The organism is Streptomyces sp. NPDC006294 (assembly GCF_042870895.1).
Lineage (GTDB): Bacteria > Actinomycetota > Actinomycetes > Streptomycetales > Streptomycetaceae > Streptomyces.
The window spans coordinates 192,923-218,178 of the sequence record NZ_JBIAHV010000013.1 but is presented as its reverse complement, the minus strand read 5'-3'; the positions used below and the strand labels follow the sequence as shown (position 1 = coordinate 218,178).

General features: G+C 68.1%; 39 protein-coding genes. 35 read left to right on the top strand and 4 right to left on the bottom strand.

The window, feature by feature from the left end; all coding sequences use genetic code 11:
* Positions 1 to 143 precede the first annotated feature (143 nt).
* From ACFYOP_RS24085 to ACFYOP_RS24075, 3 genes are read right to left on the bottom strand one after another with little or no spacing between them, the layout of a single operon-like run.
* Entirely contained in the window at positions 144 to 476 is a 333-nt protein-coding gene (locus tag ACFYOP_RS24085; RefSeq protein WP_356898600.1) for a hypothetical protein, read from the bottom strand.
* 9 nt (positions 477 to 485) lie between these two features.
* Complete coding sequence (locus ACFYOP_RS24080) at positions 486 to 683, bottom strand: hypothetical protein (protein WP_356898599.1); 198 nt, start codon at positions 681 to 683, stop codon at positions 486 to 488.
* Positions 680 to 1,177 carry an ATP-binding protein gene (locus ACFYOP_RS24075; protein ID WP_356898598.1) on the bottom strand — a complete coding sequence of 166 codons (498 nt, stop codon included), beginning with the start codon at positions 1,175 to 1,177 and terminating at the stop codon, positions 680 to 682. Before ACFYOP_RS24075 ends, ACFYOP_RS24080 begins: the two co-directional genes overlap by 4 nt.
* 163 nt (positions 1,178 to 1,340) lie before the next feature.
* Between ACFYOP_RS24075 and ACFYOP_RS24070 the strand changes: the two genes are divergently transcribed.
* From ACFYOP_RS24070 to truA, 34 genes are all read left to right on the top strand, one after another.
* On the top strand, positions 1,341 to 2,204 hold the full coding sequence (locus tag ACFYOP_RS24070; protein ID WP_356898640.1) for a helix-turn-helix transcriptional regulator: 864 nt from the start codon (positions 1,341 to 1,343) through the stop codon (positions 2,202 to 2,204).
* Positions 2,201 to 2,410, top strand: coding sequence for a DUF397 domain-containing protein (locus tag ACFYOP_RS24065; protein ID WP_356898597.1), 210 nt, complete (start codon positions 2,201 to 2,203; stop codon positions 2,408 to 2,410). Before ACFYOP_RS24070 ends, ACFYOP_RS24065 begins: the two co-directional genes overlap by 4 nt.
* 148 nt (positions 2,411 to 2,558) lie before the next feature.
* Positions 2,559 to 3,746 carry a hypothetical protein gene (locus ACFYOP_RS24060; RefSeq protein WP_356898596.1) on the top strand — a complete coding sequence of 396 codons (1,188 nt, stop codon included), beginning with the start codon at positions 2,559 to 2,561 and terminating at the stop codon, positions 3,744 to 3,746.
* Between the two features lie 441 nt (positions 3,747 to 4,187).
* A complete protein-coding gene (rpsJ, locus tag ACFYOP_RS24055; protein WP_003948644.1) occupies positions 4,188 to 4,496 on the top strand; it encodes a 30S ribosomal protein S10 in 309 nt (102 codons plus the stop codon).
* A gap of 14 nt (positions 4,497 to 4,510) precedes the next feature.
* Positions 4,511 to 5,155, top strand: a complete 645-nt coding sequence (gene rplC / locus ACFYOP_RS24050; protein WP_356898595.1) for a 50S ribosomal protein L3 — start codon at positions 4,511 to 4,513, stop codon at positions 5,153 to 5,155.
* A 5-nt stretch (positions 5,156 to 5,160) separates the two neighbouring features.
* Positions 5,161 to 5,814 carry a 50S ribosomal protein L4 gene (rplD, locus tag ACFYOP_RS24045; RefSeq protein ID WP_356898594.1) on the top strand — a complete coding sequence of 218 codons (654 nt, stop codon included), beginning with the start codon at positions 5,161 to 5,163 and terminating at the stop codon, positions 5,812 to 5,814.
* Positions 5,814 to 6,137: a 50S ribosomal protein L23 gene (gene rplW, locus ACFYOP_RS24040; RefSeq protein ID WP_356898593.1), complete on the top strand. Its 324-nt coding sequence runs from the start codon at positions 5,814 to 5,816 to the stop codon at positions 6,135 to 6,137. The genes rplD and rplW overlap by 1 nt, the downstream gene beginning before the upstream one ends.
* 52 nt (positions 6,138 to 6,189) lie before the next feature.
* Positions 6,190 to 7,026 carry a 50S ribosomal protein L2 gene (gene rplB, locus ACFYOP_RS24035; protein ID WP_356898592.1) on the top strand — a complete coding sequence of 279 codons (837 nt, stop codon included), beginning with the start codon at positions 6,190 to 6,192 and terminating at the stop codon, positions 7,024 to 7,026.
* A gap of 12 nt (positions 7,027 to 7,038) precedes the next feature.
* Positions 7,039 to 7,320 carry a 30S ribosomal protein S19 gene (gene rpsS, locus ACFYOP_RS24030; RefSeq protein WP_356898591.1) on the top strand — a complete coding sequence of 94 codons (282 nt, stop codon included), beginning with the start codon at positions 7,039 to 7,041 and terminating at the stop codon, positions 7,318 to 7,320.
* A gap of 42 nt (positions 7,321 to 7,362) precedes the next feature.
* Positions 7,363 to 7,710 carry a 50S ribosomal protein L22 gene (gene rplV / locus ACFYOP_RS24025; RefSeq protein WP_004571827.1) on the top strand — a complete coding sequence of 116 codons (348 nt, stop codon included), beginning with the start codon at positions 7,363 to 7,365 and terminating at the stop codon, positions 7,708 to 7,710.
* Entirely contained in the window at positions 7,710 to 8,552 is an 843-nt protein-coding gene (gene rpsC, locus ACFYOP_RS24020; protein WP_356898590.1) for a 30S ribosomal protein S3, read from the top strand. Before rplV ends, rpsC begins: the two co-directional genes overlap by 1 nt.
* 5 nt (positions 8,553 to 8,557) lie before the next feature.
* Positions 8,558 to 8,977, top strand: coding sequence for a 50S ribosomal protein L16 (gene rplP / locus ACFYOP_RS24015; protein WP_005313579.1), 420 nt, complete (start codon positions 8,558 to 8,560; stop codon positions 8,975 to 8,977).
* On the top strand, positions 8,977 to 9,201 hold the full coding sequence (gene rpmC, locus ACFYOP_RS24010) for a 50S ribosomal protein L29 (protein ID WP_142214203.1): 225 nt from the start codon (positions 8,977 to 8,979) through the stop codon (positions 9,199 to 9,201). Before rplP ends, rpmC begins: the two co-directional genes overlap by 1 nt.
* Positions 9,201 to 9,485, top strand: a complete 285-nt coding sequence (rpsQ, locus tag ACFYOP_RS24005; RefSeq protein ID WP_005313575.1) for a 30S ribosomal protein S17 — start codon at positions 9,201 to 9,203, stop codon at positions 9,483 to 9,485. The genes rpmC and rpsQ overlap by 1 nt, the downstream gene beginning before the upstream one ends.
* Positions 9,486 to 9,594: 109 nt before the next feature.
* A complete protein-coding gene (gene rplN, locus ACFYOP_RS24000; RefSeq protein WP_003956455.1) occupies positions 9,595 to 9,963 on the top strand; it encodes a 50S ribosomal protein L14 in 369 nt (122 codons plus the stop codon).
* A 2-nt stretch (positions 9,964 to 9,965) separates the two neighbouring features.
* Complete coding sequence (gene rplX / locus ACFYOP_RS23995; protein WP_159688581.1) at positions 9,966 to 10,289, top strand: 50S ribosomal protein L24; 324 nt, start codon at positions 9,966 to 9,968, stop codon at positions 10,287 to 10,289.
* A complete protein-coding gene (rplE, locus tag ACFYOP_RS23990) occupies positions 10,289 to 10,846 on the top strand; it encodes a 50S ribosomal protein L5 (RefSeq protein WP_356898589.1) in 558 nt (185 codons plus the stop codon). The genes rplX and rplE overlap by 1 nt, the downstream gene beginning before the upstream one ends.
* Before the next feature lie 5 nt (positions 10,847 to 10,851).
* Positions 10,852 to 11,037 (top strand): type Z 30S ribosomal protein S14, encoded by a 186-nt coding sequence (locus ACFYOP_RS23985; RefSeq protein WP_003956452.1) that lies wholly within the window; start codon positions 10,852 to 10,854, stop codon positions 11,035 to 11,037.
* A 220-nt stretch (positions 11,038 to 11,257) separates the two neighbouring features.
* Positions 11,258 to 11,656: a 30S ribosomal protein S8 gene (rpsH, locus tag ACFYOP_RS23980; protein ID WP_005313538.1), complete on the top strand. Its 399-nt coding sequence runs from the start codon at positions 11,258 to 11,260 to the stop codon at positions 11,654 to 11,656.
* A 21-nt stretch (positions 11,657 to 11,677) separates the two neighbouring features.
* Positions 11,678 to 12,217 (top strand): 50S ribosomal protein L6, encoded by a 540-nt coding sequence (gene rplF / locus ACFYOP_RS23975; protein WP_356898588.1) that lies wholly within the window; start codon positions 11,678 to 11,680, stop codon positions 12,215 to 12,217.
* Positions 12,218 to 12,220: 3 nt separating this feature from the next.
* Positions 12,221 to 12,604, top strand: coding sequence for a 50S ribosomal protein L18 (gene rplR / locus ACFYOP_RS23970; protein ID WP_100108608.1), 384 nt, complete (start codon positions 12,221 to 12,223; stop codon positions 12,602 to 12,604).
* Positions 12,605 to 12,650: 46 nt separating this feature from the next.
* Complete coding sequence (gene rpsE / locus ACFYOP_RS23965; protein WP_030914151.1) at positions 12,651 to 13,256, top strand: 30S ribosomal protein S5; 606 nt, start codon at positions 12,651 to 12,653, stop codon at positions 13,254 to 13,256.
* Complete coding sequence (gene rpmD, locus ACFYOP_RS23960) at positions 13,256 to 13,438, top strand: 50S ribosomal protein L30 (RefSeq protein ID WP_005313525.1); 183 nt, start codon at positions 13,256 to 13,258, stop codon at positions 13,436 to 13,438. Before rpsE ends, rpmD begins: the two co-directional genes overlap by 1 nt.
* A 1-nt stretch (position 13,439) precedes the next feature.
* A complete protein-coding gene (gene rplO / locus ACFYOP_RS23955; protein ID WP_356898587.1) occupies positions 13,440 to 13,895 on the top strand; it encodes a 50S ribosomal protein L15 in 456 nt (151 codons plus the stop codon).
* 1,057 nt (positions 13,896 to 14,952) lie between these two features.
* Positions 14,953 to 16,269, top strand: a complete 1,317-nt coding sequence (secY, locus tag ACFYOP_RS23950; RefSeq protein WP_356898586.1) for a preprotein translocase subunit SecY — start codon at positions 14,953 to 14,955, stop codon at positions 16,267 to 16,269.
* Positions 16,269 to 16,919, top strand: a complete 651-nt coding sequence (locus tag ACFYOP_RS23945) for an adenylate kinase (protein WP_356898585.1) — start codon at positions 16,269 to 16,271, stop codon at positions 16,917 to 16,919. Before secY ends, ACFYOP_RS23945 begins: the two co-directional genes overlap by 1 nt.
* Positions 16,920 to 17,028: 109 nt before the next feature.
* The gene (gene map / locus ACFYOP_RS23940; RefSeq protein ID WP_356898584.1) at positions 17,029 to 17,865 is read left to right on the top strand and encodes a type I methionyl aminopeptidase; all 837 of its coding nucleotides are present in this window, start codon (positions 17,029 to 17,031) and stop codon (positions 17,863 to 17,865) included.
* 150 nt (positions 17,866 to 18,015) lie between these two features.
* Complete coding sequence (infA, locus tag ACFYOP_RS23935; RefSeq protein ID WP_003956442.1) at positions 18,016 to 18,237, top strand: translation initiation factor IF-1; 222 nt, start codon at positions 18,016 to 18,018, stop codon at positions 18,235 to 18,237.
* A 55-nt stretch (positions 18,238 to 18,292) separates the two neighbouring features.
* Positions 18,293 to 18,406 carry a 50S ribosomal protein L36 gene (gene rpmJ, locus ACFYOP_RS23930; RefSeq protein WP_003956441.1) on the top strand — a complete coding sequence of 38 codons (114 nt, stop codon included), beginning with the start codon at positions 18,293 to 18,295 and terminating at the stop codon, positions 18,404 to 18,406.
* A 193-nt stretch (positions 18,407 to 18,599) separates the two neighbouring features.
* Positions 18,600 to 18,980: a 30S ribosomal protein S13 gene (gene rpsM / locus ACFYOP_RS23925; RefSeq protein WP_356898583.1), complete on the top strand. Its 381-nt coding sequence runs from the start codon at positions 18,600 to 18,602 to the stop codon at positions 18,978 to 18,980.
* A 100-nt stretch (positions 18,981 to 19,080) separates the two neighbouring features.
* Complete coding sequence (gene rpsK / locus ACFYOP_RS23920; protein ID WP_003948617.1) at positions 19,081 to 19,485, top strand: 30S ribosomal protein S11; 405 nt, start codon at positions 19,081 to 19,083, stop codon at positions 19,483 to 19,485.
* 123 nt (positions 19,486 to 19,608) lie between these two features.
* Positions 19,609 to 20,631, top strand: coding sequence for a DNA-directed RNA polymerase subunit alpha (locus ACFYOP_RS23915; RefSeq protein WP_003956430.1), 1,023 nt, complete (start codon positions 19,609 to 19,611; stop codon positions 20,629 to 20,631).
* 107 nt (positions 20,632 to 20,738) lie between these two features.
* Positions 20,739 to 21,251: a 50S ribosomal protein L17 gene (rplQ, locus tag ACFYOP_RS23910; RefSeq protein WP_356898582.1), complete on the top strand. Its 513-nt coding sequence runs from the start codon at positions 20,739 to 20,741 to the stop codon at positions 21,249 to 21,251.
* 79 nt (positions 21,252 to 21,330) lie between these two features.
* Entirely contained in the window at positions 21,331 to 22,215 is an 885-nt protein-coding gene (gene truA, locus ACFYOP_RS23905; protein WP_356898581.1) for a tRNA pseudouridine(38-40) synthase TruA, read from the top strand.
* On the opposite strand, the gene ACFYOP_RS23900 is transcribed toward truA, so the two are convergent.
* Positions 22,186 to 23,169: a hypothetical protein gene (locus ACFYOP_RS23900; RefSeq protein ID WP_356898580.1), complete on the bottom strand. Its 984-nt coding sequence runs from the start codon at positions 23,167 to 23,169 to the stop codon at positions 22,186 to 22,188. The two genes, truA and ACFYOP_RS23900, sit on opposite strands and share 30 nt — an antisense overlap.
* Before the next feature lie 56 nt (positions 23,170 to 23,225).
* Between ACFYOP_RS23900 and ACFYOP_RS23895 the strand changes: the two genes are divergently transcribed.
* A complete protein-coding gene (locus ACFYOP_RS23895) occupies positions 23,226 to 24,845 on the top strand; it encodes an ATP-binding cassette domain-containing protein (protein ID WP_356898579.1) in 1,620 nt (539 codons plus the stop codon).
* Positions 24,846 to 25,256 lie beyond the last annotated feature (411 nt).

The window sequence follows — 25,256 nt, the reverse complement described above, 5'->3', positions numbered from 1 at the left end:
AGCCCCCGTGTCGATGACGTGCCCGTCGCTGTGGGAGACGCGGGTCATGGCCATCGCCCGAATTTCCGGTGGTGGTGACCGCACGTGTCGTAGGGGGGTGGCTCAATGCGGAGGCGTACGGCGCCCGGATCGGGAGCGGGTGATCAGGTGAGCCCCATGTCCCGATTCATTGCCGTCGACTCATCGGCGGGATCACGACGCGGCTGTTCGTCGCGGTGTCCCTCATCGGTGAAGATCTCCTGAATCGTGGTGGCGGTCACAGCGCGCCCGAGCCATTCGAGCAGGAGGTCGGGGTCGGTACAGCCGGTGATCCGTTCGCGGGCGTTGTCCGGTACGGGGATGCCACGCCGCTCCAGCACGAGGAAGAGGCTCCGCGCTTCGCCTTCGGCCCGGCCCTCCGCCCGGCCCTCCGCCCGGCCTTCCTCCCGGATCTCCTGCGAGATGGGTGACTTGTAGAAAGAAAGGTCCACGGCCACCAGTTTCCTTCATAGTTCTGCGGCCGGCAGTGTGCCCAGGCCCTGTGAGACAAATTCGATCAACGGGTACCGGATGTCGTCCCGAGCATCCCGCAACGCGCCGGTCAACGCCTTCAGTATGGTCCCGGCTTCCGAACCCGCGCCGTGTGTGATCGCGGCCAGGGTGGCGAGCGCCAGATCCTTGCGGGCCTCGGCTGTGGTCGTCATCCGGGGCATGTTGCGCAGGAGTGGGTCAGTCCTGCGCGGGTCCGCGGAGTGGCTGCCGGGGGCGCGAGCTGCAGCTCGGCCCACACCGTCTTGCGCGGGACCGGTCCCCTCACCACGCCCCACCGGTCGGCCAGCGCCTCGACCAGCAGCAGACCTCGGCCGGACTCCTCGTCGGCGGCCGGAGGGCGGGGCGCCGGAGCGGGAAGCCGGTCGCCGCGGGTGTCGGTCACCTCGATGCGGAGTGCTTGGTCGCCCGCGGTGGTGAACAGCGCGAGGAGGAAGTCCCGGCCGCGCAGCCGGCCGTGGGTCGAGGCGTTCGCGGCAAGCTCGGCGACGACGTGCTGGGCGGCCTCCGTGACCACGGACGGCATACCCCAGCTGCGCAGTTGAGCGACGGTGAGCAACCGGGCGAGACGCGCCCCTCGAGGCGTGGGGGACAGGATCACCGTGAAGTGATGAGTGGGGGCGATGAGTCGGGTGGTCTTCTCGTTCACGTCACTCAGCGTGGCGGGCCGCGCCTACGCTGAACAGTGACGAACCGCGTACGTACGGTCACTGTCCGGGGCTTGTCCGACGCTGTCGGGCCTGTCCGGCGGGGCGGTACGGGTAAGGGGGCGTCCAGGTACGGCAGTACGTCGGAGGTGGGTGCGGGTGTCGATGGAAACGGGCGGGGCCAACGCGGATGCGGACGAGCCGGGTTGGGAGGTCGACCCGGACGACGAGTCGGGTGCGGCCGTCGTCGCGGCGGTGGGCCGCCAGCTGCGGCTGCGCCGCGAGGCGGCGGGCATGCGGGCGGGCGAGTTCGGGACGGCGATCGGCTACGGCGAGGATCTGGTCTACAAGGTCGAGGCCGGCAAGCGGATCCCGCGCCCGGAGTACCTGGACAAGGCGGACGAGGTGTTGGGGGCGGGCGGTCTGATCGCCGCGATGAAGAAGGACGTCGCGGAGGTCCGCTACCCGAAGAAGGTCCGGGATCTGGCGCGCATGGAGGCGAAGACGATCGAGTTGCTGGCTTACGGGAGCCACGATCTGCACGGGCTGCTGCAGACCGAGGAGTACGCCCGCGCGCTCTTCGGGATGCGCCAGCCCCCGTACCAGGACGACGAGATCGAGCGCGCGGTGGCCGGGCGCATGGCCCGGCGGTCCGTCTTCGACCGGCGCCCTGCCCCGGTGCTGAGCTTCGTCCTGGAGGAGGCGAGGCTGCGGCGCCCGCTCGGAGGCAGGGCTGTGCTGCGGCGACAACTCGAACGGCTCCTGGAAGTAGGCCGATTGCGCAACGTCACCCTTCAGGTGATGCTGAACGAGTGCGAGACGCACGCCGGAGTGGACGGCGGAATCGAGGTCCTGAAGTTCGGCGATGGCACGGCGGTCGGTCGCTCCGAAGGAGCCTTCAACGGTCGTCCGGTTTCCGACCCGAAACAGCTCCAGATCCTCGAACTGAGGTATGGCATCATCCGGTCGCAGGCTCTCAATCCACGGGAGTCACTGGCCTTCGTCGAGCAAGTGCTGGGAGAGACATGATCCGCAAGACGTCTGCCGGGGGCGGCTTCGATCTGGCGTGGCACAAGAGCAGTTACAGCGGCAATGGCAGTGAAGCCGACTGCGTCGAGGTCGGGACGACCCCCGACGCCGTCCACGTCCGTGACTCCAAGAACGTCCCCGGCCCCCGCCTCGCCGTCACGTCCGCCGCGTGGGCGGCATTCGTGGCGTACGCGTCGGAGCGCTGACGCCGGGGCCCGCCACCTCCGCTCGCCCGCCCCACCCGCGGCATCGGGGGCGTTACGCGATCATCACGGTACGGAACCGGCCCTTGCCGCCCAGCTGATCGCCTCCGTGGAATGTGCACGACAGCACCACATCGGCGAGGCGGGCACAGTGAGCAAGAGTGAGCCGGAGAACCAGTCCGGCGACGGACCGGGCGTCTCCGAAGACGAGTGGGCGGCGTTTCTCCGTGACGCGGAAGCCGGGGCCGGCGCTCCGAAGGAGCCCTCCGCCCGGGCCCGGATGGTGACGGAGCGGCTGCGGGCCCAGGATGCAGAGGCCGCCCGGCAGGGCGGGCGCCGCTGGGGCCGGAAGCCGAGGCCGGCCGTCGCGCAGCCGCCGGGCTGGCGGACCGGGCCGGCCTGGCAGGAGATGAACGGGACGACGGCGCCGCGCAAGCGCGTGACGTCCGCGGTCGCCGTGCTCGCGCTGCTCGGGCTCGCCGTCGTCGCGACCAAGCCCGAGCTGGTCACCGACCATCTCCCGGACGGTGGCGAGAGCGACGTCGCCGCCGCGCCGCTCGCCCCCGAGATGGCCCGGCCGACGACCGCGCCGCCCGAGGACGCGTTCCCCGACAGCCCGACCCTGAGGGAACCGTTCCGCGGGTCGCCCGCCGCGCGCTGGGCGGACGGCGCCGACGGCATCGTGATGCCGGAGGCGAAGGCGGTGGGCGGCATGAGCAGGAAGCAGGTCGCGCACGCGCTCGAGAGCGTCAAGAGCTTCCTCGTCGCGGCCAACCTGGACCCGGCCACGCTCAGCGGCGAGCATCCGAAGGCCGCGCTCGGGATGCTCGACCCGCTCCAGAAGGACGGGCGGGGACATCTGGAGCAGGCGCTGGCCGAGCCGGACGAGCAGGACGACCCCACTCTCGTCTTCAGTCGCTTCGACCCCGACCACGTGCGTCTGGTCGGCGACGTGGTGAAGACCCGGGGCCGGATGACGTTCAGGGCGGATGGCGACAAGGGGGTGCTGGTCAGCATCGACCACTCCTTCGTCTACCCGGTGGCGAAGGCGGAGCCCGGTGCGACCGAGGTGACGCGGACCATCGTGCGGCGCGCCATGACCTTTGCCCTCTACGACCCCGCCAAGGTGATCACGACGCGCGGAAAGCTCGTCGTCACCCAGTGGGCGGCGGACGTGGGGAATGACGCGTGCGGCGAGCGGGAGGGGTTCTTCCGGCCGCAGTTCCCGTCAGATCTCATCGGGGAGCCGACCCCCTCGGGGCCCGCGGTGGACCCGTACGACCGGAGCAGGGAGGCCGTCGGCGTCGAGGACGAGTGCGGCACGGTGACCCGTACCTGATGATCGTCCGGAGAGTGGGCGCGCGTGCCGCAGTTTGACGATCAACCCTTGCGGGGTACTCTTCTGGGCTCGATTGGCCAGGGCGAGGAACCGTGTGGCAGACTGTCCGGGTTGCTCGGTTGCGTGCCGATGCTGCGCGCCTCCCGCCGGGAGGACCGGAAGCGAGTCCCACAGTACTCGTCGCTCCACGCCTCTCCAGATGGAGAGACCGGGGCGGACGTACGGGAATCTTCCGGGAAGTGTCAGCGGGGTACCGGCCAGGCACTCGGCGGGAGCTCTTCCCCCGATACGCGGCCGATGGCCGCACCCCCTTGGTTGGGAAATCCTTCGGGAGATCTGCGTAGAGGGAGTGCGACACGCCCGACCGCGTGGGTCGGATGAAGAGAGCAAGACCCTCCGGGTTCCAGAGCGTTTCACTAGACAAAGGACTACTGAGTAGCCATGGCGGGACAGAAGATCCGCATCCGGCTCAAGGCCTACGACCACGAGGTCATCGATTCCTCGGCGAAGAAGATCGTCGAGACGGTGACCCGCACTGGTGCGTCGGTCGCAGGCCCGGTGCCGCTGCCCACTGAGAAGAACGTGTACTGCGTCATCAAGTCGCCGCACAAGTACAAGGACTCGCGCGAGCACTTCGAGATGCGCACGCACAAGCGCCTGATCGACATCCTCGACCCGACGCCCAAGACCGTTGACTCGTTGATGCGCCTGGACCTTCCGGCCGGCGTCGACATCGAGATCAAGCTCTGAGAGGCGCGGAAGAGATGGCTAAGCAGATCAAGGGCGTCCTGGGCGAGAAGCTCGGCATGACCCAGGTCTGGGACGACAACAACCGTGTCGTCCCGGTGACCGTAGTCAAGGCCGGGCCCTGCGTCGTCACCCAGGTCCGTACGAACGACATCGACGGCTACGAGTCGGTCCAGATCGCCTTCGGCGAGATCGACCCTCGCAAGGTGAACAAGCCCCTCAAGGGCCACTTCGCCAAGGCCGACGTGACCCCCCGCCGTCACCTGGTGGAGCTCCGCACCCCTGACGCCAGCGAGTACACGCTGGGCCAGGAGATCACTGCCGAGGTGTTCGAGTCCGGCGTCAAGGTCGACGTCACGGGCAAGAGCAAGGGCAAGGGCTTCGCCGGTGTCATGAAGCGTCACAACTTCAAGGGCCTCGGCGCCGGTCACGGCACCCAGCGCAAGCACCGCTCTCCCGGCTCCATCGGTGGCTGTGCCACCCCGGGCCGTGTGTTCAAGGGCCTCCGCATGGCGGGGCGTATGGGCAACGAGCGGGTCACCACCCAGAACCTGACCGTTCACGCCGTTGACGCGGAGAAGGGTCTGCTCCTCATCAAGGGCGCAGTTCCCGGTCCGAACGGCGGCCTGGTCCTGGTCCGCACTGCGGCCAAGGGGGCCTGAGGACTATGAGCACCATTGACATTCTGTCGCCCGCAGGCGACAAGTCCGGGACCGTTGAGCTCCCGGCCGAGATCTTCGACGCCAAGATCAGCATCCCGCTGATCCACCAGGTCGTCGTCGCGCAGCTGGCCGCTGCCCGTCAGGGCACGCACAAGGTCAAGCGCCGTGGCGAGGTCCGTGGTGGTGGCAAGAAGCCGTACCGCCAGAAGGGCACCGGCCGCGCCCGCCAGGGTTCGACCCGTGCGCCGCAGTTCGCCGGCGGTGGCGTCGTCCACGGCCCCGTGCCGCGTGACTACTCGCAGCGGACCCCGAAGAAGATGAAGGCCGCCGCCCTGCGCGGTGCCCTCACCGACCGGGCCCGCAACTCCCGCATCCACGTCGTCACCGGCGTGGTCGAGGGCGAGGTCTCCACCAAGGCCGCGAAGACCCTGCTCGGCAGGATCAGCGAGCGCAAGCACGTGCTCCTGGTCGTCGAGCGGGCCGACGAGGCCGCGTGGCTGTCCGCCCGCAACCTGCCCCAGGTGCACCTCCTGGAGCCGGGCCAGCTGAACACGTACGACGTGCTCGTCTCCGACGACGTGGTCTTCACCCAGGCCGCCTTCGAGACCTTCGTGTCCGGCCCCAAGGCCGCCAACGACACCGAAGGGAGCGAGGCCTGATGTCCGAGGCCACGATCACCAGCAAGACCTTCACGGACCCGCGTGACATTCTCGTCAAGCCCGTGGTCTCCGAGAAGAGCTACGCCCTGCTCGACGAGAACAAGTACACGTTCATCGTCGCGCCCGGCTCCAACAAGACCCAGATCAAGCAGGCCGTCGAGGCGGTCTTCTCGGTCAAGGTCACCGGGGTCAACACGATCAACCGTCAGGGCAAGCGCAAGCGCACCCGCACCGGTTTCGGCAAGCGCGCTGACACCAAGCGCGCCATCGTGACCCTTGCCGAGGGCGACCGTATCGACATCTTCGGCGGTCCGACCGCCTGACGGCGGTCGTGATCGTCCAGATTTCGGAATAGTTTCCGAGGACTGAGAGACAATGGGTATCCGCAAGTACAAGCCGACGACTCCGGGCCGTCGTGGTTCCAGCGTCGCCGACTTCGTCGAGATCACGCGGTCCACGCCGGAGAAGTCGCTGGTCCGCCCGCTGCACAGCAAGGGCGGCCGTAACAACACCGGTCGTGTGACCGTCCGTCACCAGGGCGGTGGCCACAAGCGCGCCTACCGGGTGATCGACTTCCGTCGTCACGACAAGGACGGCGTCCCGGCGAAGGTCGCGCACATCGAGTACGACCCCAACCGCACCGCGCGCATCGCGCTCCTGCACTACGCGGACGGCGAGAAGCGCTACATCATCGCCCCGCGTGGCCTGAGCCAGGGCGACCGGATTGAGAACGGCCCCGGCGCCGACATCAAGCCCGGCAACAACCTGGCGCTGCGCAACATCCCGGTCGGTACGACCATCCACGCCATCGAGCTGCGGCCCGGCGGCGGTGCGAAGTTCGCCCGCTCCGCGGGTGCCTCCGTGCAGCTGTTGGCGAAGGAGGGCCAGATGGCCCACCTGCGTATGCCGTCCGGCGAGATTCGCCTGGTCGACATCCGCTGCCGCGCCACGGTCGGCGAGGTCGGCAACGCCGAGCAGTCGAACATCAACTGGGGCAAGGCCGGCCGTCTGCGCTGGAAGGGCGTCCGCCCGACCGTCCGCGGTGTCGCGATGAACCCGGTCGACCACCCGCACGGTGGTGGTGAGGGCAAGACCTCCGGTGGTCGCCACCCGGTCTCCCCGTGGGGTCAGAAGGAAGGGCGTACTCGCTCTCCCAAGAAGGCGAGCAGCAAGTACATCGTCCGCCGCCGCAAGACGAACAAGAAGCGCTAGGAGCGGGTTTAGATGCCGCGCAGTCTCAAGAAGGGGCCCTTCGTCGACGACCACCTGATCAAGAAGGTGGACACGCAGAACGAAGCAGGCACCAAGAACGTCATCAAGACCTGGTCCCGTCGCTCGATGATCGTCCCGGCCATGCTGGGCCACACGATCGCGGTGCACAACGGCAAGATCCACGTCCCGGTGTTCGTCACCGAGTCGATGGTCGGCCACAAGCTCGGCGAGTTCTCGCCGACTCGCACCTTCCGCGGCCACGTCAAGGACGACCGGAAGTCGAAGCGCCGCTAGCGCGGGGTGGAACGACTCATGACTTACACCGAAGGGACAACCATGGAAGCCAGGGCCCAGGCGCGGTACATCCGCGTCACGCCCATGAAGGCCCGCCGAGTGGTGGACCTCATCCGTGGCATGGATGCCACGGAGGCTCAGGCGGTCCTGCGTTTCGCCCCGCAGGCCGCGAGCGTGCCGGTCGGCAAGGTGCTTGACAGCGCCATTGCCAACGCCGCGCACAACTACGACCACACCGACGCCTCTTCGCTGGTCATCAGCGAGGCGTACGTGGACGAGGGTCCGACCCTGAAGCGGTTCCGTCCGCGTGCTCAGGGCCGGGCCTACCGGATCCGTAAGCGGACCAGCCACATCACCGTGGTCGTCAGCAGCAAGGAAGGAACCCGGTAATGGGCCAGAAGGTAAACCCGCACGGGTTCCGGCTCGGTATCACCACGGACTTCAAGTCCCGCTGGTACGCCGACAAGCTGTACAAGGACTACGTCAAGGAAGACGTCGCCATCCGTCGGATGATGACGTCCGGCATGGAGCGCGCCGGCATCTCGAAGGTTGAGATCGAGCGCACCCGTGACCGCGTGCGGGTGGACATCCACACCGCGCGTCCCGGCATCGTCATCGGCCGCCGTGGCGCCGAGGCCGACCGCATCCGCGGCGACCTCGAGAAGCTCACGGGCAAGCAGGTCCAGCTGAACATCCTCGAGGTCAAGAACCCCGAGGTAGACGCTCAGCTGGTCGCGCAGGCCGTCGCGGAGCAGCTGTCCTCCCGCGTCTCCTTCCGTCGCGCCATGCGTAAGAGCATGCAGTCGACGATGAAGGCCGGCGCCAAGGGCATCAAGATCCAGTGTGGCGGTCGTCTCGGCGGCGCCGAGATGTCCCGGTCGGAGTTCTACCGCGAGGGTCGTGTGCCGCTGCACACGCTGCGCGCGAACGTCGACTACGGCTTCTTCGAGGCCAAGACGACCTTCGGCCGTATCGGCGTGAAGGTCTGGATCTACAAGGGCGACGTCAAGAACATCGCCGAGGTCCGCGCCGAGAACGCCGCTGCCCGTGCCGGCAACCGCCCGGCCCGTGGTGGCGCTGACCGCCCGGCCGGCCGTGGTGGCCGCGGTGGCGGCGAGCGTGGCGGTCGCGGTCGCAAGCCGCAGCAGCAGTCCGCGCCGGCAGCCGAGGCCCCCAAGGCCGACGCTCCCGCCGCCGCTCCGGCTGCTGAGAGCACCGGAACGGAGGCCTGACCGAAATGCTGATCCCCCGTAGGGTCAAGCACCGCAAGCAGCACCACCCGAAGCGCCGCGGTATGGCCAAGGGTGGTACGACGGTTGCGTTCGGCGAGTACGGCATCCAGGCCATGACTCCGGCGTACGTGACCAACCGCCAGATCGAGGCGGCTCGTATCGCGATGACCCGCCACATCAAGCGTGGCGGCAAGGTCTGGATCAACATCTACCCGGACCGCCCGCTGACCAAGAAGCCCGCCGAGACTCGCATGGGTTCCGGTAAGGGTTCCCCCGAGTGGTGGGTCGCGAACGTGCACCCGGGCAGGGTCATGTTCGAGCTGTCCTACCCGAACGAAAAAATTGCACGTGAGGCTCTGACTCGCGCGGCCCACAAGCTGCCGATGAAGTGCCGGATCGTCAAGCGCGAGGCAGGTGAAGCGTGATGTCGACCGGTACCAAGGCATCCGAGCTGCGTGAGCTGGGCAACGAGGAGCTTGTTGCCAAGCTCCGCGAGGCCAAGGAAGAGCTGTTCAACCTCCGCTTCCAGGCGGCGACCGGTCAGCTCGAGAACCACGGCCGGCTGAAGGCCGTCCGCAAGGACATCGCCCGGATCTACACCCTGATGCGTGAGCGCGAGCTGGGCATCGAGACGGTGGAGAGCGCCTGATGAGCGAGAGCAACGTGACTGAAGACAAGACCGCCCGCGGTTTCCGCAAGACCCGTGAGGGTCTGGTCGTCAGCGACAAGATGGACAAGACCGTCGTCGTCGCCGTCGAGGACCGCGTGAAGCACGCGCTGTACGGCAAGGTCATCCGCCGTACCAACAAGCTCAAGGCGCACGACGAGCAGAACGCTGCCGGCGTCGGCGACCGCGTCCTCATCATGGAGACGCGTCCGCTGTCGGCGACCAAGCGCTGGCGCATCGTCGAGATCCTCGAGAAGGCCAAGTAATTGCTTGAAGGGGTAACCCTTCGAGTTCGTTCCGCCAGGCTCGGTGGGGGCCCGTCCTCATAAAGAGGACGGCCCCCGCCGGGAACCGGCAGACAATCAGGAGATAGACGTGATCCAGCAGGAGTCGCGACTGCGCGTCGCCGACAACACTGGTGCCAAGGAGATCCTTTGCATCCGTGTTCTCGGTGGCTCCGGTCGCCGCTACGCGGGCATCGGTGACGTCATCGTCGCCACCGTCAAGGACGCGATCCCCGGTGGCAACGTGAAGAAGGGTGACGTCGTCAAGGCGGTCATCGTTCGCACCGTCAAGGAGCGTCGTCGTCAGGACGGCTCGTACATCCGCTTCGACGAGAACGCCGCCGTCATTCTGAAGAACGACGGCGACCCTCGCGGCACCCGTATCTTCGGCCCCGTGGGTCGTGAGCTGCGCGAGAAGAAGTTCATGAAGATCATCTCGCTCGCGCCGGAGGTGCTGTAAGCATGAAGATCAAGAAGGGCGACCTGGTACAGGTCATCACCGGTAAGGACAAGGGCAAGCAGGGCAAGGTCATTCAGGCCTTCCCCCGCGAGGACCGCGTCCTGGTCGAGGGTGTCAACCGGGTCAAGAAGCACACCAAGGCCGGCCAGACCGCTCGTGGTTCGCAGACCGGTGGCATTGTCACGACCGAGGCCCCCATCCACGTGAGCAATGTTCAGCTCGTCGTGGAGAAGGACGGCAAGAAGGTCGTGACCCGCGTCGGGTTCCGCTTCGACGACGAGGGCAACAAGATCCGCGTTGCCAAGCGGACGGGTGAGGACATCTGATGGCTACCACCACCACTCCGCGTCTGAAGACGAAGTACCGCGAGGAGATCGCGGGCAAGCTGCGTGAGGAGTTCTCCTACGAGAACGTCATGCAGGTTCCCGGCCTCGTCAAGATCGTGGTCAACATGGGTGTGGGCGACGCCGCCCGCGACTCCAAGCTGATCGACGGCGCGATTCGCGACCTCACCACGATCACCGGTCAGAAGCCGGCCGTCACCAAGGCCCGCAAGTCCATCGCGCAGTTCAAGCTGCGCGAGGGTCAGCCGATCGGCTGCCACGTCACCCTCCGCGGTGACCGCATGTGGGAGTTCCTGGACCGCACTCTGTCGCTCGCGCTGCCGCGCATCCGCGACTTCCGCGGTCTGTCGCCGAAGCAGTTCGACGGCCGTGGCAACTACACCTTCGGTCTCACGGAGCAGGTCATGTTCCACGAGATCGACCAGGACAAGATCGACCGCGTCCGGGGTATGGACATCACCGTGGTCACCACGGCGACCAACGACGCTGAGGGCCGCGCGCTCCTTCGTCACCTCGGCTTCCCGTTCAAGGAGGCGTAAGCGAGATGGCGAAGAAGGCTCTCATTGCCAAGGCTGCTCGTAAGCCCAAGTTCGGTGTGCGTGCGTACACCCGCTGCCAGCGCTGCGGCCGTCCGCACTCCGTCTACCGCAAGTTCGGCCTGTGCCGCGTGTGCCTTCGTGAGATGGCTCACCGTGGCGAGCTGCCGGGCGTGACCAAGAGCTCCTGGTAGTCCCTCCGTCCTTTGGACGTAAGGGATGACCGGAGTCTCTCGGTAAGCAGAGGGTTGGCAGGGGCCCTTCTCTCCATGGCTTAGGCTAGGAGGGTTGGGCGTCTGCCGCCCGTACGACTTACTACGCCGTAGGTCCCCGTGCCGCACCCGTCCCGCCTCTGTGCGGGGAGAGGGATGGCGCATACAGGAAACCCCGGCGAGAGAGGCCGAAGGCCAATTCATGACCATGACTGATCCCATCGCAGACATGCTGACGCGTCTGCGTAACGCGAACTCGGCGTACCACGACTCCGTGGTGATGCCGCACAGCAAGATCAAGTCGCACATCGCAGAGATCCTCCAGCAGGAGGGTTTCATCACCGGCTGGAAGGTCGAGGACGCCGAAGTCGGCAAGAACCTCGTCCTGGAGCTGAAGTTCGGCCCGAACCGTGAGCGTTCGATCGCCGGCATCAAGCGCATCTCCAAGCCGGGTCTGCGTGTTTACGCGAAGTCCACCAATCTGCCGAAGGTTCTCGGCGGCCTGGGCGTGGCGATCATCTCCACGTCCCACGGTCTCCTGACCGGCCAGCAGGCACAGAAGAAGGGCGTGGGTGGGGAAGTCCTCGCCTACGTCTGGTAGTCGGGAACGGAGGAAAAGCTAATGTCGCGAATCGGCAAGCTCCCCATCCAGGTTCCCGCCGGTGTGGACGTCACCATCGATGGCCGCACGGTCGCGGTGAAGGGTCCGAAGGGCTCCCTCACGCACACCGTCGCAGCGCCCATCGAGATTGTTACGGGCGAGGAGGGCGTGCTCAACGTCACCCGTCCCAACGACGAGCGTCAGAACAAGGCCCTGCACGGCCTGTCCCGCACGCTGGTGGCGAACATGATCACCGGTGTGACCCAGGGATACACCAAGGCGCTCGAGATCAGCGGTGTCGGTTACCGCGTGGCCGCGAAGGGCTCCAACCTGGAGTTCCAGCTCGGTTACAGCCACCCGATCCTGGTGGAGGCGCCCGAGGGCATCTCCTTCAAGGTCGAGTCGCCGACCAAGTTCTCGGTCGAGGGCATCGACAAGCAGAAGGTCGGCGAGGTCGCCGCGAACATCCGCAAGCTGCGCAAGCCCGACCCGTACAAGGCCAAGGGCGTGAAGTATGCGGGCGAGGTCATCCGCCGCAAGGTCGGAAAGGCGGGTAAGTAAGCCATGGCATACGGTGTGAAGATTGCCAAGGGCGACGCGTACAAGCGCGCCGCCATCAAGCGCCGCCACATCCGCGTCCGCAAGCACGTCTCCGGTACGCCGGAGCGTCCGCGCCTGGTCGTGACGCGTTCCAACCGCCACATCGTGGCTCAGGTCATCGACGACATCGCGGGCCACACGCTCGCGTCGGCGTCGACCCTGGACACCTCGATCCGTGGTGGCGAGGGCGACAAGAGCGCCCAGGCCAAGCAGGTCGGTTCCCTGGTCGCCGAGCGTGCCAAGGCCGCCGGCGTCGAGGCCGTCGTGTTCGACCGTGGTGGCAACAGGTACGCCGGGCGCATTGCCGCTCTGGCTGACGCCGCCCGCGAGGCCGGGCTGAAGTTCTGAGCCCCGGTTCCGGGACTAACGGACGTAACAGAGAGAGGTAATTCCAATGGCTGGACCCCAGCGCCGCGGAAGCGGTGCCGGTGGCGGCGAGCGGCGGGACCGGAAGGGTCGCGACGGTGGCGCAGCTGCCGCCGAGAAGACCGCGTACGTTGAGCGCGTTGTCGCGATCAACCGCGTCGCCAAGGTTGTCAAGGGTGGTCGTCGCTTCAGCTTCACCGCGCTCGTCGTGGTGGGTGACGGTGACGGCACCGTAGGCGTCGGTTACGGCAAGGCCAAGGAGGTGCCGGCCGCCATCGCCAAGGGTGTTGAGGAGGCGAAGAAGAACTTCTTCAAGGTCCCCCGCATCCAGGGCACCATCCCTCACCCGATCCAGGGTGAGAAGGCTGCCGGCGTCGTCCTGCTCAAGCCGGCTTCCCCCGGTACCGGTGTTATCGCCGGTGGCCCGGTGCGCGCCGTGCTCGAGTGCGCGGGCGTGCACGACATCCTGTCGAAGTCGCTCGGCTCGGACAACGCGATCAACATCGTGCACGCGACCGTGGCGGCCCTCAAGGGCCTGCAGCGTCCCGAGGAGATCGCGGCTCGCCGTGGTCTGCCCCTCGAGGACGTCGCCCCCGCGGCTCTGCTGCGTGCGCGTGCGGGAGCGGGTGCGTAATGGCTCGCCTCAAGATCACGCAGACGAAGTCGTACATCGGCAGCAAGCAGAACCACCGCGACACCCTGCGTTCGCTCGGGCTCAAGCGCCTGAACGACGTGGTCGTCAAGGAGGACCGCCCCGAGTTCCGCGGAATGGTGCACACCGTCCGCCACCTCGTGACGGTCGAGGAGGTCGACTGACATGGCGGAGAACAAGCCGCTGAAGGTCCACAACCTCCGTCCCGCCCCGGGCGCCAAGACCGCCAAGACCCGTGTCGGTCGTGGTGAGGCGTCGAAGGGTAAGACGGCCGGTCGTGGCACCAAGGGCACGAAGGCCCGCTACCAGGTTCCGGAGCGCTTCGAGGGTGGGCAGATGCCCCTCCACATGCGTCTCCCGAAGCTCAAGGGCTTCAAGAACCCGTTCCGCACCGAGTACCAGGTCGTGAACCTGGACAAGCTCGCGGCCCTCTACCCCGAGGGTGGCGAGGTGACCGTTGCCGACCTGGTCGACAAGGGCGCCGTGCGCAAGAACAGCCTCGTCAAGGTCCTCGGCCAGGGCGAGATCTCCGTGGCGCTGCAGGTGACGGTCGACGCCGTCTCCGGCTCCGCCAAGGAGAAGATCGCCGCCGCGGGCGGCACCGTCACCGAGCTCGTCTGAGCCCCGGTCCGACGGATCAAACCTGGCCGGCTCCCCTCACGGGGCGCCGGCCAGGTTTTTGTGCGTCCGGGCCGCTGAGCCCTTCCGTCATTTCCCACGGGACACAGGTGAATTCCGCGAGGACGACGGAAAGGGCGGGGTCGCGGTCCTCTGGGCCGGCTTCTGAAGGAAGCCGGCGCAGCACGATGACGTCCGGTGCGGTGCAGGTCGCGGCGGCGCAGAGCCTTGATTCGGTGCTCGTCCCGACCGACGCCGAGGCCCACGGGACAGCAGTGCCGGAGCTGAGTGGTATTTCAGGTTCCGCTTCCCGTGCCGGTGCCGACAAAGGCCGTCCCTTTTCCGCTCTCCGGCGGGTGCGGTGATAAGGATCGGCCTTCTTTTCCCGATGCTGGGGCGTATTCAGGGCGGCCCCGGTGTCCTGGCTCGTGGAGCCGGCAGATCCGTCCTGTCCGTGACTCCGACGATCCTTATTCCGTGGCTGATTCCCACCGGGTCACGCCCCCCGGCCGACCTGACGCCGGGGCGGGGAGCGGGCCTCTCCGTTCCGTACGGTGAGGGAGCGTCGTTCCCCCGAGGCCCTCGGCCCCGCTTCCCGCCCCGGCCCCGCTTCCCGCCCCTGCGCCGGTGTCCGCACGGCTGCCGGTCAACGCCGGCGGTGACGACCGCGGCCGTCAGCGGCGTGGTTGACCCCGGCGCGGCGGCCGCCGATCCCACCGCGGCGCAGTCCGTCGTCGCGACGGTCAGGGACTCAGGGACCTTCCTCCACGGGGCGTCCGGGAACCGCTCGACGCGGCCCCTGGGAGGCGCCCGTCGGGCCGTCGCGTTCCTCGGTCGGCGGCGCGGCCGACCAAAGTCGGCCAGTGCGAGCGGCCGTCGCCCGCGGCGACCCTGCCCCCGGGGTCACGGCGACGTTTCACGCTCGCCGTGGGGCCGGGTATGGTAGCCGCTGTTAGAGTCCCGGCAGTCTGCGCTCGTGGCGCGGGCTGCCGTGTTCGGTATCTACTCACTTACCAAACCGTTACCTCTCGCGCGCAACGCGGGGGTCGCAGGAGGCACCGTGCTCACCGCGTTCGCCCGGGCGTTCAAGACGCCCGACCTGCGCAAGAAACTGCTCTTCACCCTCGCCATGATCGCGGTGTACCGGCTCGGCGCTGCCGTGCCGATTCCAGGTGTCGACTACCAGAACGTACAGATCTGTGTCGATCAGACCGCGAAGGGCAACAACCTTCTCGGCCTGGCCAATCTGTTCAGTGGTGGCGCCCTGCTGCAGATCACGGTGTTCGCGCTCGGCATCATGCCGTACATCACCGCGAGCATCATTCTGCAGCTGCTGACGGTGGTCATCCCCCGGCTGGAAGCCCTGAAGAAGGAAGGGCAGTCGGGTACGGCGAAGATCACGCAGTACACGCGCTATCTCACGGTCGCCCTCGCGGTGCTCCAGGGCACCGGTCTTGTCGCCACGGCCCGGAGCGGTGCGCTGTTCACAGGCTGTCCGGTCGCCGGTGAGATCGTCCCGGACAAGTCGATCTTCGTGATCGCCACCATGGTGATCACGATGACGGCGGGCACGGCGGCCGTCATGTGGCTCGGTGAGCTCATCACGGACCGCGGCATCGGCAACGGCATGTCCATCCTGATGTTCGTCTCGATCGCGGCCGGATTCCCCGGCGCCATCTGGGCCATCAAGCAGCAGGGCAAGCTCGCCGGCGGCTGGATCGAGTTCGCCGTGGTCATGGCGGTCGGCTTCGTGATGGTCGGCCTGGTCGTCTTCGTGGAGCAGGCACAGCGCAGGATTCCGGTCCAGTACGCGAAGCGGATGATCGGCCGCAGGTCCTACGGCGGCACGTCGACCTACATTCCGCTGAAGGTCAACCAGGCGGGCGTCATCCCTGTGATCTTCGCCTCGTCGCTGCTCTACATCCCGATGCTCGTGGTCCAATTCAGTGCGGGTGGAAGTACTTCCGCCTGGGGGACGTGGATCCAGCAGCACTTCATCGACGGCAAGCCCCTCTATGTCGCCACGTACTTCCTGTTGATCGTGTTCTTCGCCTTCTTCTATGTGGCGATCTCGTTCAACTCCGATGAAGTCGCTGACAATATGAAGAAGTATGGTGGCTTCATCCCGGGTATCCGGGCGGGCCGTCCTACTGCCGAGTACCTCAGTTACGTGCTCAACCGGATCACGTGGCCGGGCTCGCTGTATCTGGGCCTGATCGCTCTTGTCCCGACGATGGCGTTGGCGGGCTTCGGCGCGAACCAGAACTTCCCGTTCGGCGGGACGAGCATCCTCATCATCGTGGGTGTGGGTCTGGAGACCGTGAAGCAGATCGAGAGCCAGCTCCAGCAGCGCAATTACGAAGGGTTCCTCCGCTGATGCGAATCGTCCTCGTCGGACCGCCCGGTGCCGGCAAGGGAACGCAGGCCGCGTTCCTTGCCAGGAACCTGTCGATCCCGCACATCTCCACGGGCGACCTCTTCCGCGCCAACATTTCCCAGGGCACCGAGCTGGGGAAGCAGGCGAAGGCCTACATGGACGCCGGCAACCTGGTCCCGGACGAGGTCACCATCGGGATGGCCAAGGACCGCATGTCCCAGCCGGACGCGGTGGGCGGCTTCCTGCTGGACGGTTTCCCGCGGAACGTGGGGCAGGCGCAGGCGCTGGACGGAATGCTCTCCGACGAGGGCGTCAAGCTGGACGCGGTCCTCGACCTCGAGGTCCCCGAGGACGAGGTCGTCAAGCGGATCGCCGGCCGGCGTGTGTGCCGCAACAACAGCGCGCACGTCTTCCACGTGACGTACACCCCGCCCAAGACCGAGGGCGTCTGCGACGAGTGCGGCGGCGAGCTGTACCAGCGCGACGACGACTCGGAGGAGACCGTGCGCAAGCGGCTCGAGGTCTACCACACGCAGACCGAGCCGATCATCGACTACTACCGGGCCCAGAACCTGGTGGTCACGATCTCCGCGCTCGGCAAGGTCAACGATGTGACCGACCGCGCCATGGAGGCGCTGAAGCGGGCCTGAGCCCCGCCCGCACACAGTCTGTGAGAATACGGCCGCGGTGTCCTTCGGACGCCGCGGCCGTATCGTTGACTGACCCAGAACCCGTAGTTGAGAAAGGCGCGAGCCGCACATGGTGCAGATCAAGACCCCCGAGCAGATCGCGAAGATGCGCGAGGCGGGACTGGTCGTCGCCGCCATCCACGAGGCGACCCGCAAGGCCGCGGTGCCCGGCGCCACGACCAAGGACCTCGACGAGGTCGCCCGCAAGGTGCTCGCCGACCACGGGGCCAAGTCGAACTTCCTCGGTTACGGCGGCTTCCCCGCGACCATCTGCACCTCTGTCAACGAGGTCGTCGTCCACGGCATCCCGGACGACAAGACCGTCCTCAAGGACGGCGACATCATCTCCATCGACTGCGGCGCGATCATCGACGGCTGGCACGGCGACGCCGCGTACACCGCCTTCGTGGGCACCGGTCACGCTCCCGAGCTCCTCGAGCTGTCCAGGGTGACCGAGGAATCGATGTGGGCCGGCATCGCCGCCATGAGATCCGGCAACCGGCTCATCGACATCTCCCGCGCCATCGAGAGCTACATCCGCCGGCAGCCGCGCCCCGCGAGCGGCAAGTACGGAATCATCGAGGACTACGGCGGCCACGGCATCGGCACCGAGATGCACATGGACCCGCACCTGCTGAACTACGTCTCCCGCAAGCGCGGCCGCGGCCCGAAGCTGGTGCCCGGTTTCTGCCTCGCCATCGAGCCGATGGTCTCCCTCGGCACGGCGCACACCGAGGTGCTCGCCGACGACTGGACCGTCATCACCACCGACGGCACCTGGTCCTCCCACTGGGAGCACTCGATCGCGCTGACGGAGGAGGGGCCGCTGGTCCTGACGGCCCGCGACGGGGGCAGGGCGAAGCTGGCGGAGCTGGGCATCACCGCGGCGCCCGACCCCCTGGCCTGACCACCGCTTAACGATCTCCTGCGTGGGGCAGACTTGACGGATTCGTCTTTTCGATACGCCTGACGTAGACTGATGCGTCGGCTCTCGTGCATCCGTGTGTCCGCACCCGGAACGAGAGTCGATCAAGGTAGCCGATTCGAAAGGCGAAGCGTGGCCAAGAAGCAAGGTGCCATCGAAATCGAGGGCACCGTGATCGAGTCTCTCCCGAACGCCATGTTCAAGGTGGAGCTCCAGAACGGTCACAAGGTCCTCGCGCACATCTCCGGCAAGATGCGGATGCACTACATCCGTATCCTCCCGGACGACCGGGTCGTCGTGGAGCTCTCTCCGTACGACCTGACGCGTGGCCGGATCGTCTACCGGTACAAGTAGATCTTGTCGACCCCTTCGCGGGGTGTCGGCACTGACCCGGAGAACCTCACATCCCATGAAGGTCAAGCCGAGCGTCAAGAAGATCTGCGACAAGTGCAAGGTGATCCGCCGTCACGGCCGGGTCATGGTCATCTGCGACAACCTGCGCCACAAGCAGCGCCAGGGCTGACGCACGACCACCTGCACTCGCAGTTCATCGCGCGACGCAAGTAAGCACGTACATACGCAGAGCCCGCCTGACCACGGTCGGCGACACCTCCGGTGGAGGCCGGGGACCTGGTCCGTACCTCCCTCTCCTGTTCAAGGGGCGGCGGCCACGGAACGGCTCTGCGGAAGACCTCCGACTACATCAGGAGCCATGAATGGCACGCCTTGAAGGCGTTGACCTCCCGCGCGACAAGCGTATTGAGGTCGCCCTTACCTACGTTTTCGGCATCGGGCGCACCCGGTCCCAGGAGACCCTCGCCGCCACCGGTGTCGACCCGAACGTCCGCGTTCGTGACCTGGCCGAAGAGGATCTGGTCAAGATCCGCGAGTACGTGGACGCCAACTTCCAGACGGAGGGTGACCTCCGCCGCGACGTCCAGGCCAACATCCGCCGCAAGGTCGAGATCGGCTGCTACCAGGGTCTGCGTCACCGCCGCGGCCTGCCGGTCCACGGTCAGCGCACCAGCACGAACGCCCGTACCCGCAAGGGCCCGCGTCGCGCCATCGCCGGCAAGAAGAAGCCGGGCAAGAAGTAGTCCACAGCGGACACGGCGGCCTTCGGGGGGCGACCCCCAAAGCCCCCGCATTTCCCACGGTCTTCGCTGTAGGACCGACCACCTCCCGTAGGAGTTATAGATGCCCCCCAAGGGTCGTCAGGGCGCTGCCAAGAAGGTGCGCCGCAAGGAAAAGAAGAACGTCGCTCACGGCCACGCGCACATCAAGAGCACGTTCAACAACACGATCGTGTCCATCACGGACCCGACCGGCAACGTGATCTCCTGGGCCTCCGCCGGCCACGTCGGCTTCAAGGGCTCGCGCAAGTCCACCCCCTTCGCCGCGCAGATGGCCGCCGAGTCGGCCGCCCGCCGCGCGCAGGAGCACGGCATGCGCAAGGTCGACGTCTTCGTCAAGGGTCCCGGCTCCGGCCGTGAGACCGCGATCCGCTCCCTCCAGGCCACCGGCCTCGAGGTCGGCTCGATCCAGGACGTCACCCCCACGCCGCACAACGGCTGCCGTCCCCCCAAGCGCCGCCGCGTCTGACGCACGGCTGCTTGACTGCTTGACCAGGTGTTCCGGGCGGTACGACCCGAAAGGGACGTACCGCCCGTACCCTGTATCAGAGGACGTCAAATAGCGGGCGTCCACGACTGAAGGAAAAACACCATGCTTATCGCTCAGCGCCCCTCGCTGACCGAAGAGGTTGTCGACGAATACCGCTCGCGGTTCGTCATCGAGCCGCTGGAGCCCGGCTTCGGCTACACGCTCGGCAACTCCCTTCGCCGTACGCTCCTCTCCTCGATCCCGGGTGCGGCCGTCACGTCCATCCGCATCGACGGTGTCCTGCACGAGTTCACCACCGTGCCGGGCGTCAAGGAGGACGTCACCGACCTCATCCTCAACATCAAGCAGCTGGTCGTCTCCTCGGAGCACGACGAGCCCGTCGTGATGTACCTGCGCAAGCAGGGCCCCGGCCTGGTCACCGCCGCGGACATCGCCCCGCCGGCCGGTGTCGAGGTGCACAACCCCGACCTGGTGCTCGCCACGCTGAACGGCAAGGGCAAGCTCGAGATGGAGCTGACCGTCGAGCGCGGTCGCGGCTACGTCTCCGCCGTGCAGAACAAGCAGGTGGGCCAGGAGATCGGCCGGATCCCGGTCGACTCCATCTACTCCCCGGTCCTCAAGGTCACCTACAAGGTCGAGGCGACCCGAGTCGAGCAGCGCACCGACTTCGACAAGCTGATCGTCGACGTCGAGACCAAGCAGGCCATGCGCCCGCGTGACGCCATGGCGTCCGCCGGCAAGACCCTGGTCGAGCTGTTCGGTCTGGCCCGCGAGCTCAACATCGACGCCGAGGGCATCGACATGGGCCCGTCCCCCACGGACGCCGCCCTCGCCGCCGATCTGGCGCTGCCGATCGAGGAGCTCGAGCTCACCGTCCGCTCGTACAACTGCCTCAAGCGTGAGGGCATCCACTCCGTGGGTGAGCTCGTGGCGCGCTCCGAGGCCGACCTGCTCGACATCCGCAACTTCGGTGCGAAGTCGATCGACGAGGTCAAGGCGAAGCTGGCCGGCATGGGCCTGGCGCTCAAGGACAGCCCGCCCGGATTCGACCCGACCGCCGCCGCCGACGCCTTCGGCGCCGACGACGACGCGGACGCGGGCTTCGTCGAGACCGAGCAGTACTGAGAAGGCTTGCGGGGGGCCTCGGCCCCCCGCACACCCTCCGGCGACCGCCAGGAGGGCACTGACACCGGTACCTGACACGGCCGGTGCAGATCACAAGGAGAAACCCCATGCCGCGTCCCACCAAGGGAGCCCGTTTCGGTGGCAGCGCCGCTCACGAGAAGCTTCTTCTCGCGAACCTGGCGAAGTCGCTGTTCGAGCACGGCCGCATCACCACGACCGAGGCCAAGGCCCGCCGCCTGCGTCCGGTCGCCGAGCGCCTGATCACCAAGGCGAAGAAGGGCGACATCCACAACCGTCGCCTGGTGCTGCAGACGATCACGGACAAGGGCATCGTGCACACGCTCTTCACCGAGATCGCTCCGCGTTACGCCGAGCGTCCGGGTGGCTACACCCGTATCACCAAGATCGGCAACCGTCGTGGCGACAACGCCCCGATGGCCGTGATCGAGCTCGTCGAGGGCGAGATCGCGAAGAAGGCGACCGTGGACGAGGCCGAGGCCGCCACGAAGCGCGCGGTCAAGGAAGACGCCCTCAAGAAGGACGCGGCCGCCGAGGCCAAGTCCGACGAGGCCGCCGAGCCCGCCGCGGAAGCGGCTGGTGACAGCGCGAAGGACGCCTGAGCCTGATCCCAGGTTCGTCGAGCGGGCCCGTCCCTTCCGGGGGCGGGCCCGTTCCGCGTGAGTTGAGAGGATGGGTCGCGTGAGCGACGAGGTGGAGCCCGGGCACGTCCGGCTGCGGCTGGATCTTTCGTACGACGGCAAGGACTTCTCCGGCTGGGCCAAGCAGGCCGGCGGCCGGCGGACCGTCCAGGGCGAGATCGAGGACGCGCTGCGCACCGTGACGCGCTCCCGCACGACGTACGAGCTGACCGTCGCCGGGCGCACGGACGCCGGGGTGCACGCACGCGGGCAGGTGGCGCACGTGGACCTGCCGGAGGAGGTCTGGGCCGAGCACCGGGACAAGCTGCTGAAACGGCTCGCCGGGCGGCTCTCGCGCGATGTGCGGATCTGGAAGGTGGCCGAGGCGCCCGCCGGGTTCAACGCGCGCTTCTCCGCGATCTGGCGGCGGTACGCGTACCGCGTGACCGACGCACCCGGCGGCGTCGACCCGCTGCTGCGCGGCCATGTGCTGTGGCACGACTGGCCGTTGGACGTCGAGGCCATGAACGAGGCCGCGGCAGGTCTGGTCGGGGAGCACGACTTCGCCGCGTACTGCAAGAAGCGCGACGGGGCGACGACCATCCGCACCCTGCAGCAGCTGTCGTGGGAGCGGGACGCGTCCGGGGTCATCACCGCGACCGTGAAGGCCGACGCCTTCTGCCACAACATGGTGCGTTCGCTCGTCGGCGCCCTGCTGTTCGTGGGCGACGGGCACCGGCCGGCCGCGTGGCCCGTACAGGTCCTGGCCGCCGGCGTACGGGATTCGGCCGTCCACGTCGTACGGCCGCACGGGCTGACGCTGGAGGAAGTCGGCTACCCGGCCGATGCGTTGCTGGCCGCGCGCAACAAGGAGGCCCGCAACCGGCGTTCGCTGCCCGTGGCGCCGCCGGTGCCGCTACTGGGCGGCTGCGGAGGCTGCGGCTGAGGCCTGCGCCTCGCCCCGGCGCACGATCTGACGGAACGTGAACTCGCCTAGGTCGTCGCCGGTCTGGAAGGCCTTGGTGTCGCCCTTGGTGACGGACTTGGTCCCGGTGTAGCCGGTGGTCGTGAAGTAGGCGTAGCGGCCGTAGGCGTTGAAGGTGGAGCGGCAGACCGGCCCGCCCGTGCAGAAGGTGGACACGCCCGCGCCCGGCAGCGGCACGACGCTGCCCGACGCCTGCTGCAGCGCCTTCTTCGCCTTGGCCGCGTTCTCGAAGGTGGCCACGGCGACCGTGACGGCGATGCCGTCCTTGCTGTAGGTGGCGCGGAAGACCTGCTCGCAGCCGTTGTTCTCCAGCGCGCCGGTGAGGCCGCCCTTGACCGCGGAGGCGCAGTTGCCGGTGCGGGACAGGGCGCCCTTGTCGTAGACCCGGTCGCCCATCGTCAGCTTCTTGCCCGGGAAGAGGGTCTCGGCGCTCAGCGGCAGCGTGTCCTTCTTCCGGTCCGATATGAACTCCTTCGGGTCCGGCGGCGGCAGCGGGGCCACGGAGGAGAACGAGGGCTCCGGCGCGGTGGTGTTCTGCGGCAGGTCGGGCGGCGCGGGAAGCTGACTGCTGCTCTTGTCGGAGGCGTTGGTGTCGCTGTCCTTGTTGGACGAGACGATCGCGGTCGCCACGGCGCCGGCGATCAGCGCGGTCGCCAGCGCGCCGCCGCCGACCATGAGCCAGCGCCTGCGGCGGGTCCGGGCGGCGGAGGCTTCGGCGAGCGCGGCCCAGTCGGGCGTGCCGGCGTCACTGTCCGACCGGCTGCCGAACGGGTCGGCGGAGTCCCGGCCGTACGGCTGCTGCCCGTACGGCGACTGGCCGTGGCCGTGCTGATCCTGTCCGTACTGGCCCTGGTTGTACGGGTTCTGGTGCTGTCCGCCGGAACCCCACTGAGGCCCCCCCTGCCCAAAGCTCATGCCGCGCATCCTAAACCTGTTGGGCGGGGGCGGGCTCTGCCCTCACAATCGGGCCCATGGGACATGTAGAGGCCGGGCATCTCGAGTACTACCTGCCGGACGGCCGTCCGCTCCTCGCGGACGTCTCGTTCCGGGTGGGCGAGGGCGCGGTCGCGGCGCTGGTGGGGGCCAACGGCGCGGGCAAGACCACACTGCTGCGGCTGATCGCGGGCGAGATCCAGCCGCACGGCGGATCCGTGCAGGTCAGCGGCGGGCTGGGGGTGATGCGGCAGTTCGTCGGGGCGGTGCGTGACGAGCGGACCGTGCGGGACCTGCTGGTCTCGGTCGCCCAGCCCCGGATCAGGGAGGCGGCGGCCGCCGTCGACGCCGCCGAACACGCGATCATGACCGTGGACGACGAGGCCGCGCAGATGCGGTACGCGCAGGCGCTGAGCGACTGGGCGGAGGCCCGCGGGTACGAGGCGGAGACCCTGTGGGACATGTGCACCATGGCGGCGCTCGGAGTGCCGTACGAGAAGGCGCAGTGGCGGCAGGTGCGGACGCTGTCCGGCGGTGAGCAGAAGCGGCTGGTGCTGGAGGCGCTGCTGCGCGGCCCCGACGAGGTGTTGCTGCTCGACGAGCCGGACAACTATCTCGACGTGCCGGGCAAGCGGTGGCTCGAGGACCGGCTGAAGGAGACCCGCAAGACGGTCCTGTTCGTCTCCCACGACCGGGAGCTGCTGGCCCGGGCCGCGGAGCGGATCGTGGCGGTGGAGCCGGGGCCCGCCGGGTCGGACGTGTGGGTGCACGGCGGGGGCTTCGCCACGTTCCACGAGGCGCGGCGGGAGCGGTTCGCCCGCTTCGAGGAGCTCAAGCGCCGCTGGGACGAGGAGCACGCCAGGCTGAGGGCGCTGGTGCTGCGGCTGCGGCAGCAGGCGGCGAACAGCCCCGACATGGCGTCGCGGTACCGGGCGATGCAGACCCGCTTCAAGAAGTTCGAGGAGGCCGGCCCGCCGCCGGAGCCGCCGCGGGAGCAGGACATCAGGATGCGGCTGCGCGGCGGGCGGACCGGTGTGCGTGCGCTCACCTGCACCGGGCTGGAGCTCACCGGGCTGATGAAGCCCTTCTCCCTGGAGGTCTACTACGGGGAGCGGGTGGCGGTCCTGGGCTCCAACGGCTCGGGCAAGTCCCACTTCCTGCGGCTGCTGGCGGGGGACGAGGTCTCCCACACGGGGCAGTGGAAGCTGGGCGCGCGGGTCGTCCCCGGCCACTTCGCCCAGACCCACGCCCACCCGGAGCTGCTGGGCCGCACGCTCGTCGACATCCTGTGGACGGAACACGCCAAGGACCGGGGCGGGGCGATGTCGGTCCTGCGGCGGTACGAGCTGGAGCGCCAGGGGGACCAGCCGTTCGAGAAGCTCTCGGGCGGGCAGCAGGCCCGTTTCCAGATCCTGCTCCTGGAGCTGGCCGGCACCACGGCGCTGCTCCTGGACGAGCCGACGGACAACCTGGACCTGGAGTCGGCGGAGGCGCTGCAGGAGGGGCTGGAGGCGTACGACGGCACGGTCCTCGCGGTCACGCACGACCGATGGTTCGCGCGCTCCTTCGACCGGTACCTGGTCTTCGGCTCGGACGGGGTGGTCCGGGAGACGCCGGAGCCGGTGTGGGACGAGCGCCGCGTGGTCCGCGCGCGGTAGCGCGTGCGGTGCGGCGCCTGCGGCGGGCCTGTCCCACCCCGCCCCCTTCATGACCGGGGGCGCTGCCCCCTGACTCCCGCGCCTCAAACGCCGGCGAGGCTGATGTCGCGGAGCGGAATCCAGCCCGGCCCGGGGGTGCCCCCCTGCGCCTGGCGGCGTGGGAGGTGCCCCCGCCCACGGCCGCCAGGCCGCAGGGGGCCGCAGGGGGAGAGTGAGGCCACCGCGCGAAGCGCGGTACCGGGGGCCGGGGCCTGTCCCGGCCATGGGAAGGGGGCGGAGAGGGGAAACGCTCCGCGCAGCGGTCGCGCCGGCGGCCGCCCGGCGGACCCGTTTTGACCCGCCAGGGGGACCACGGGTATTCTGCTGGTTCGTTATGCGTATTGGCTTGCTCTATCTCACGTGAGGGGCCCT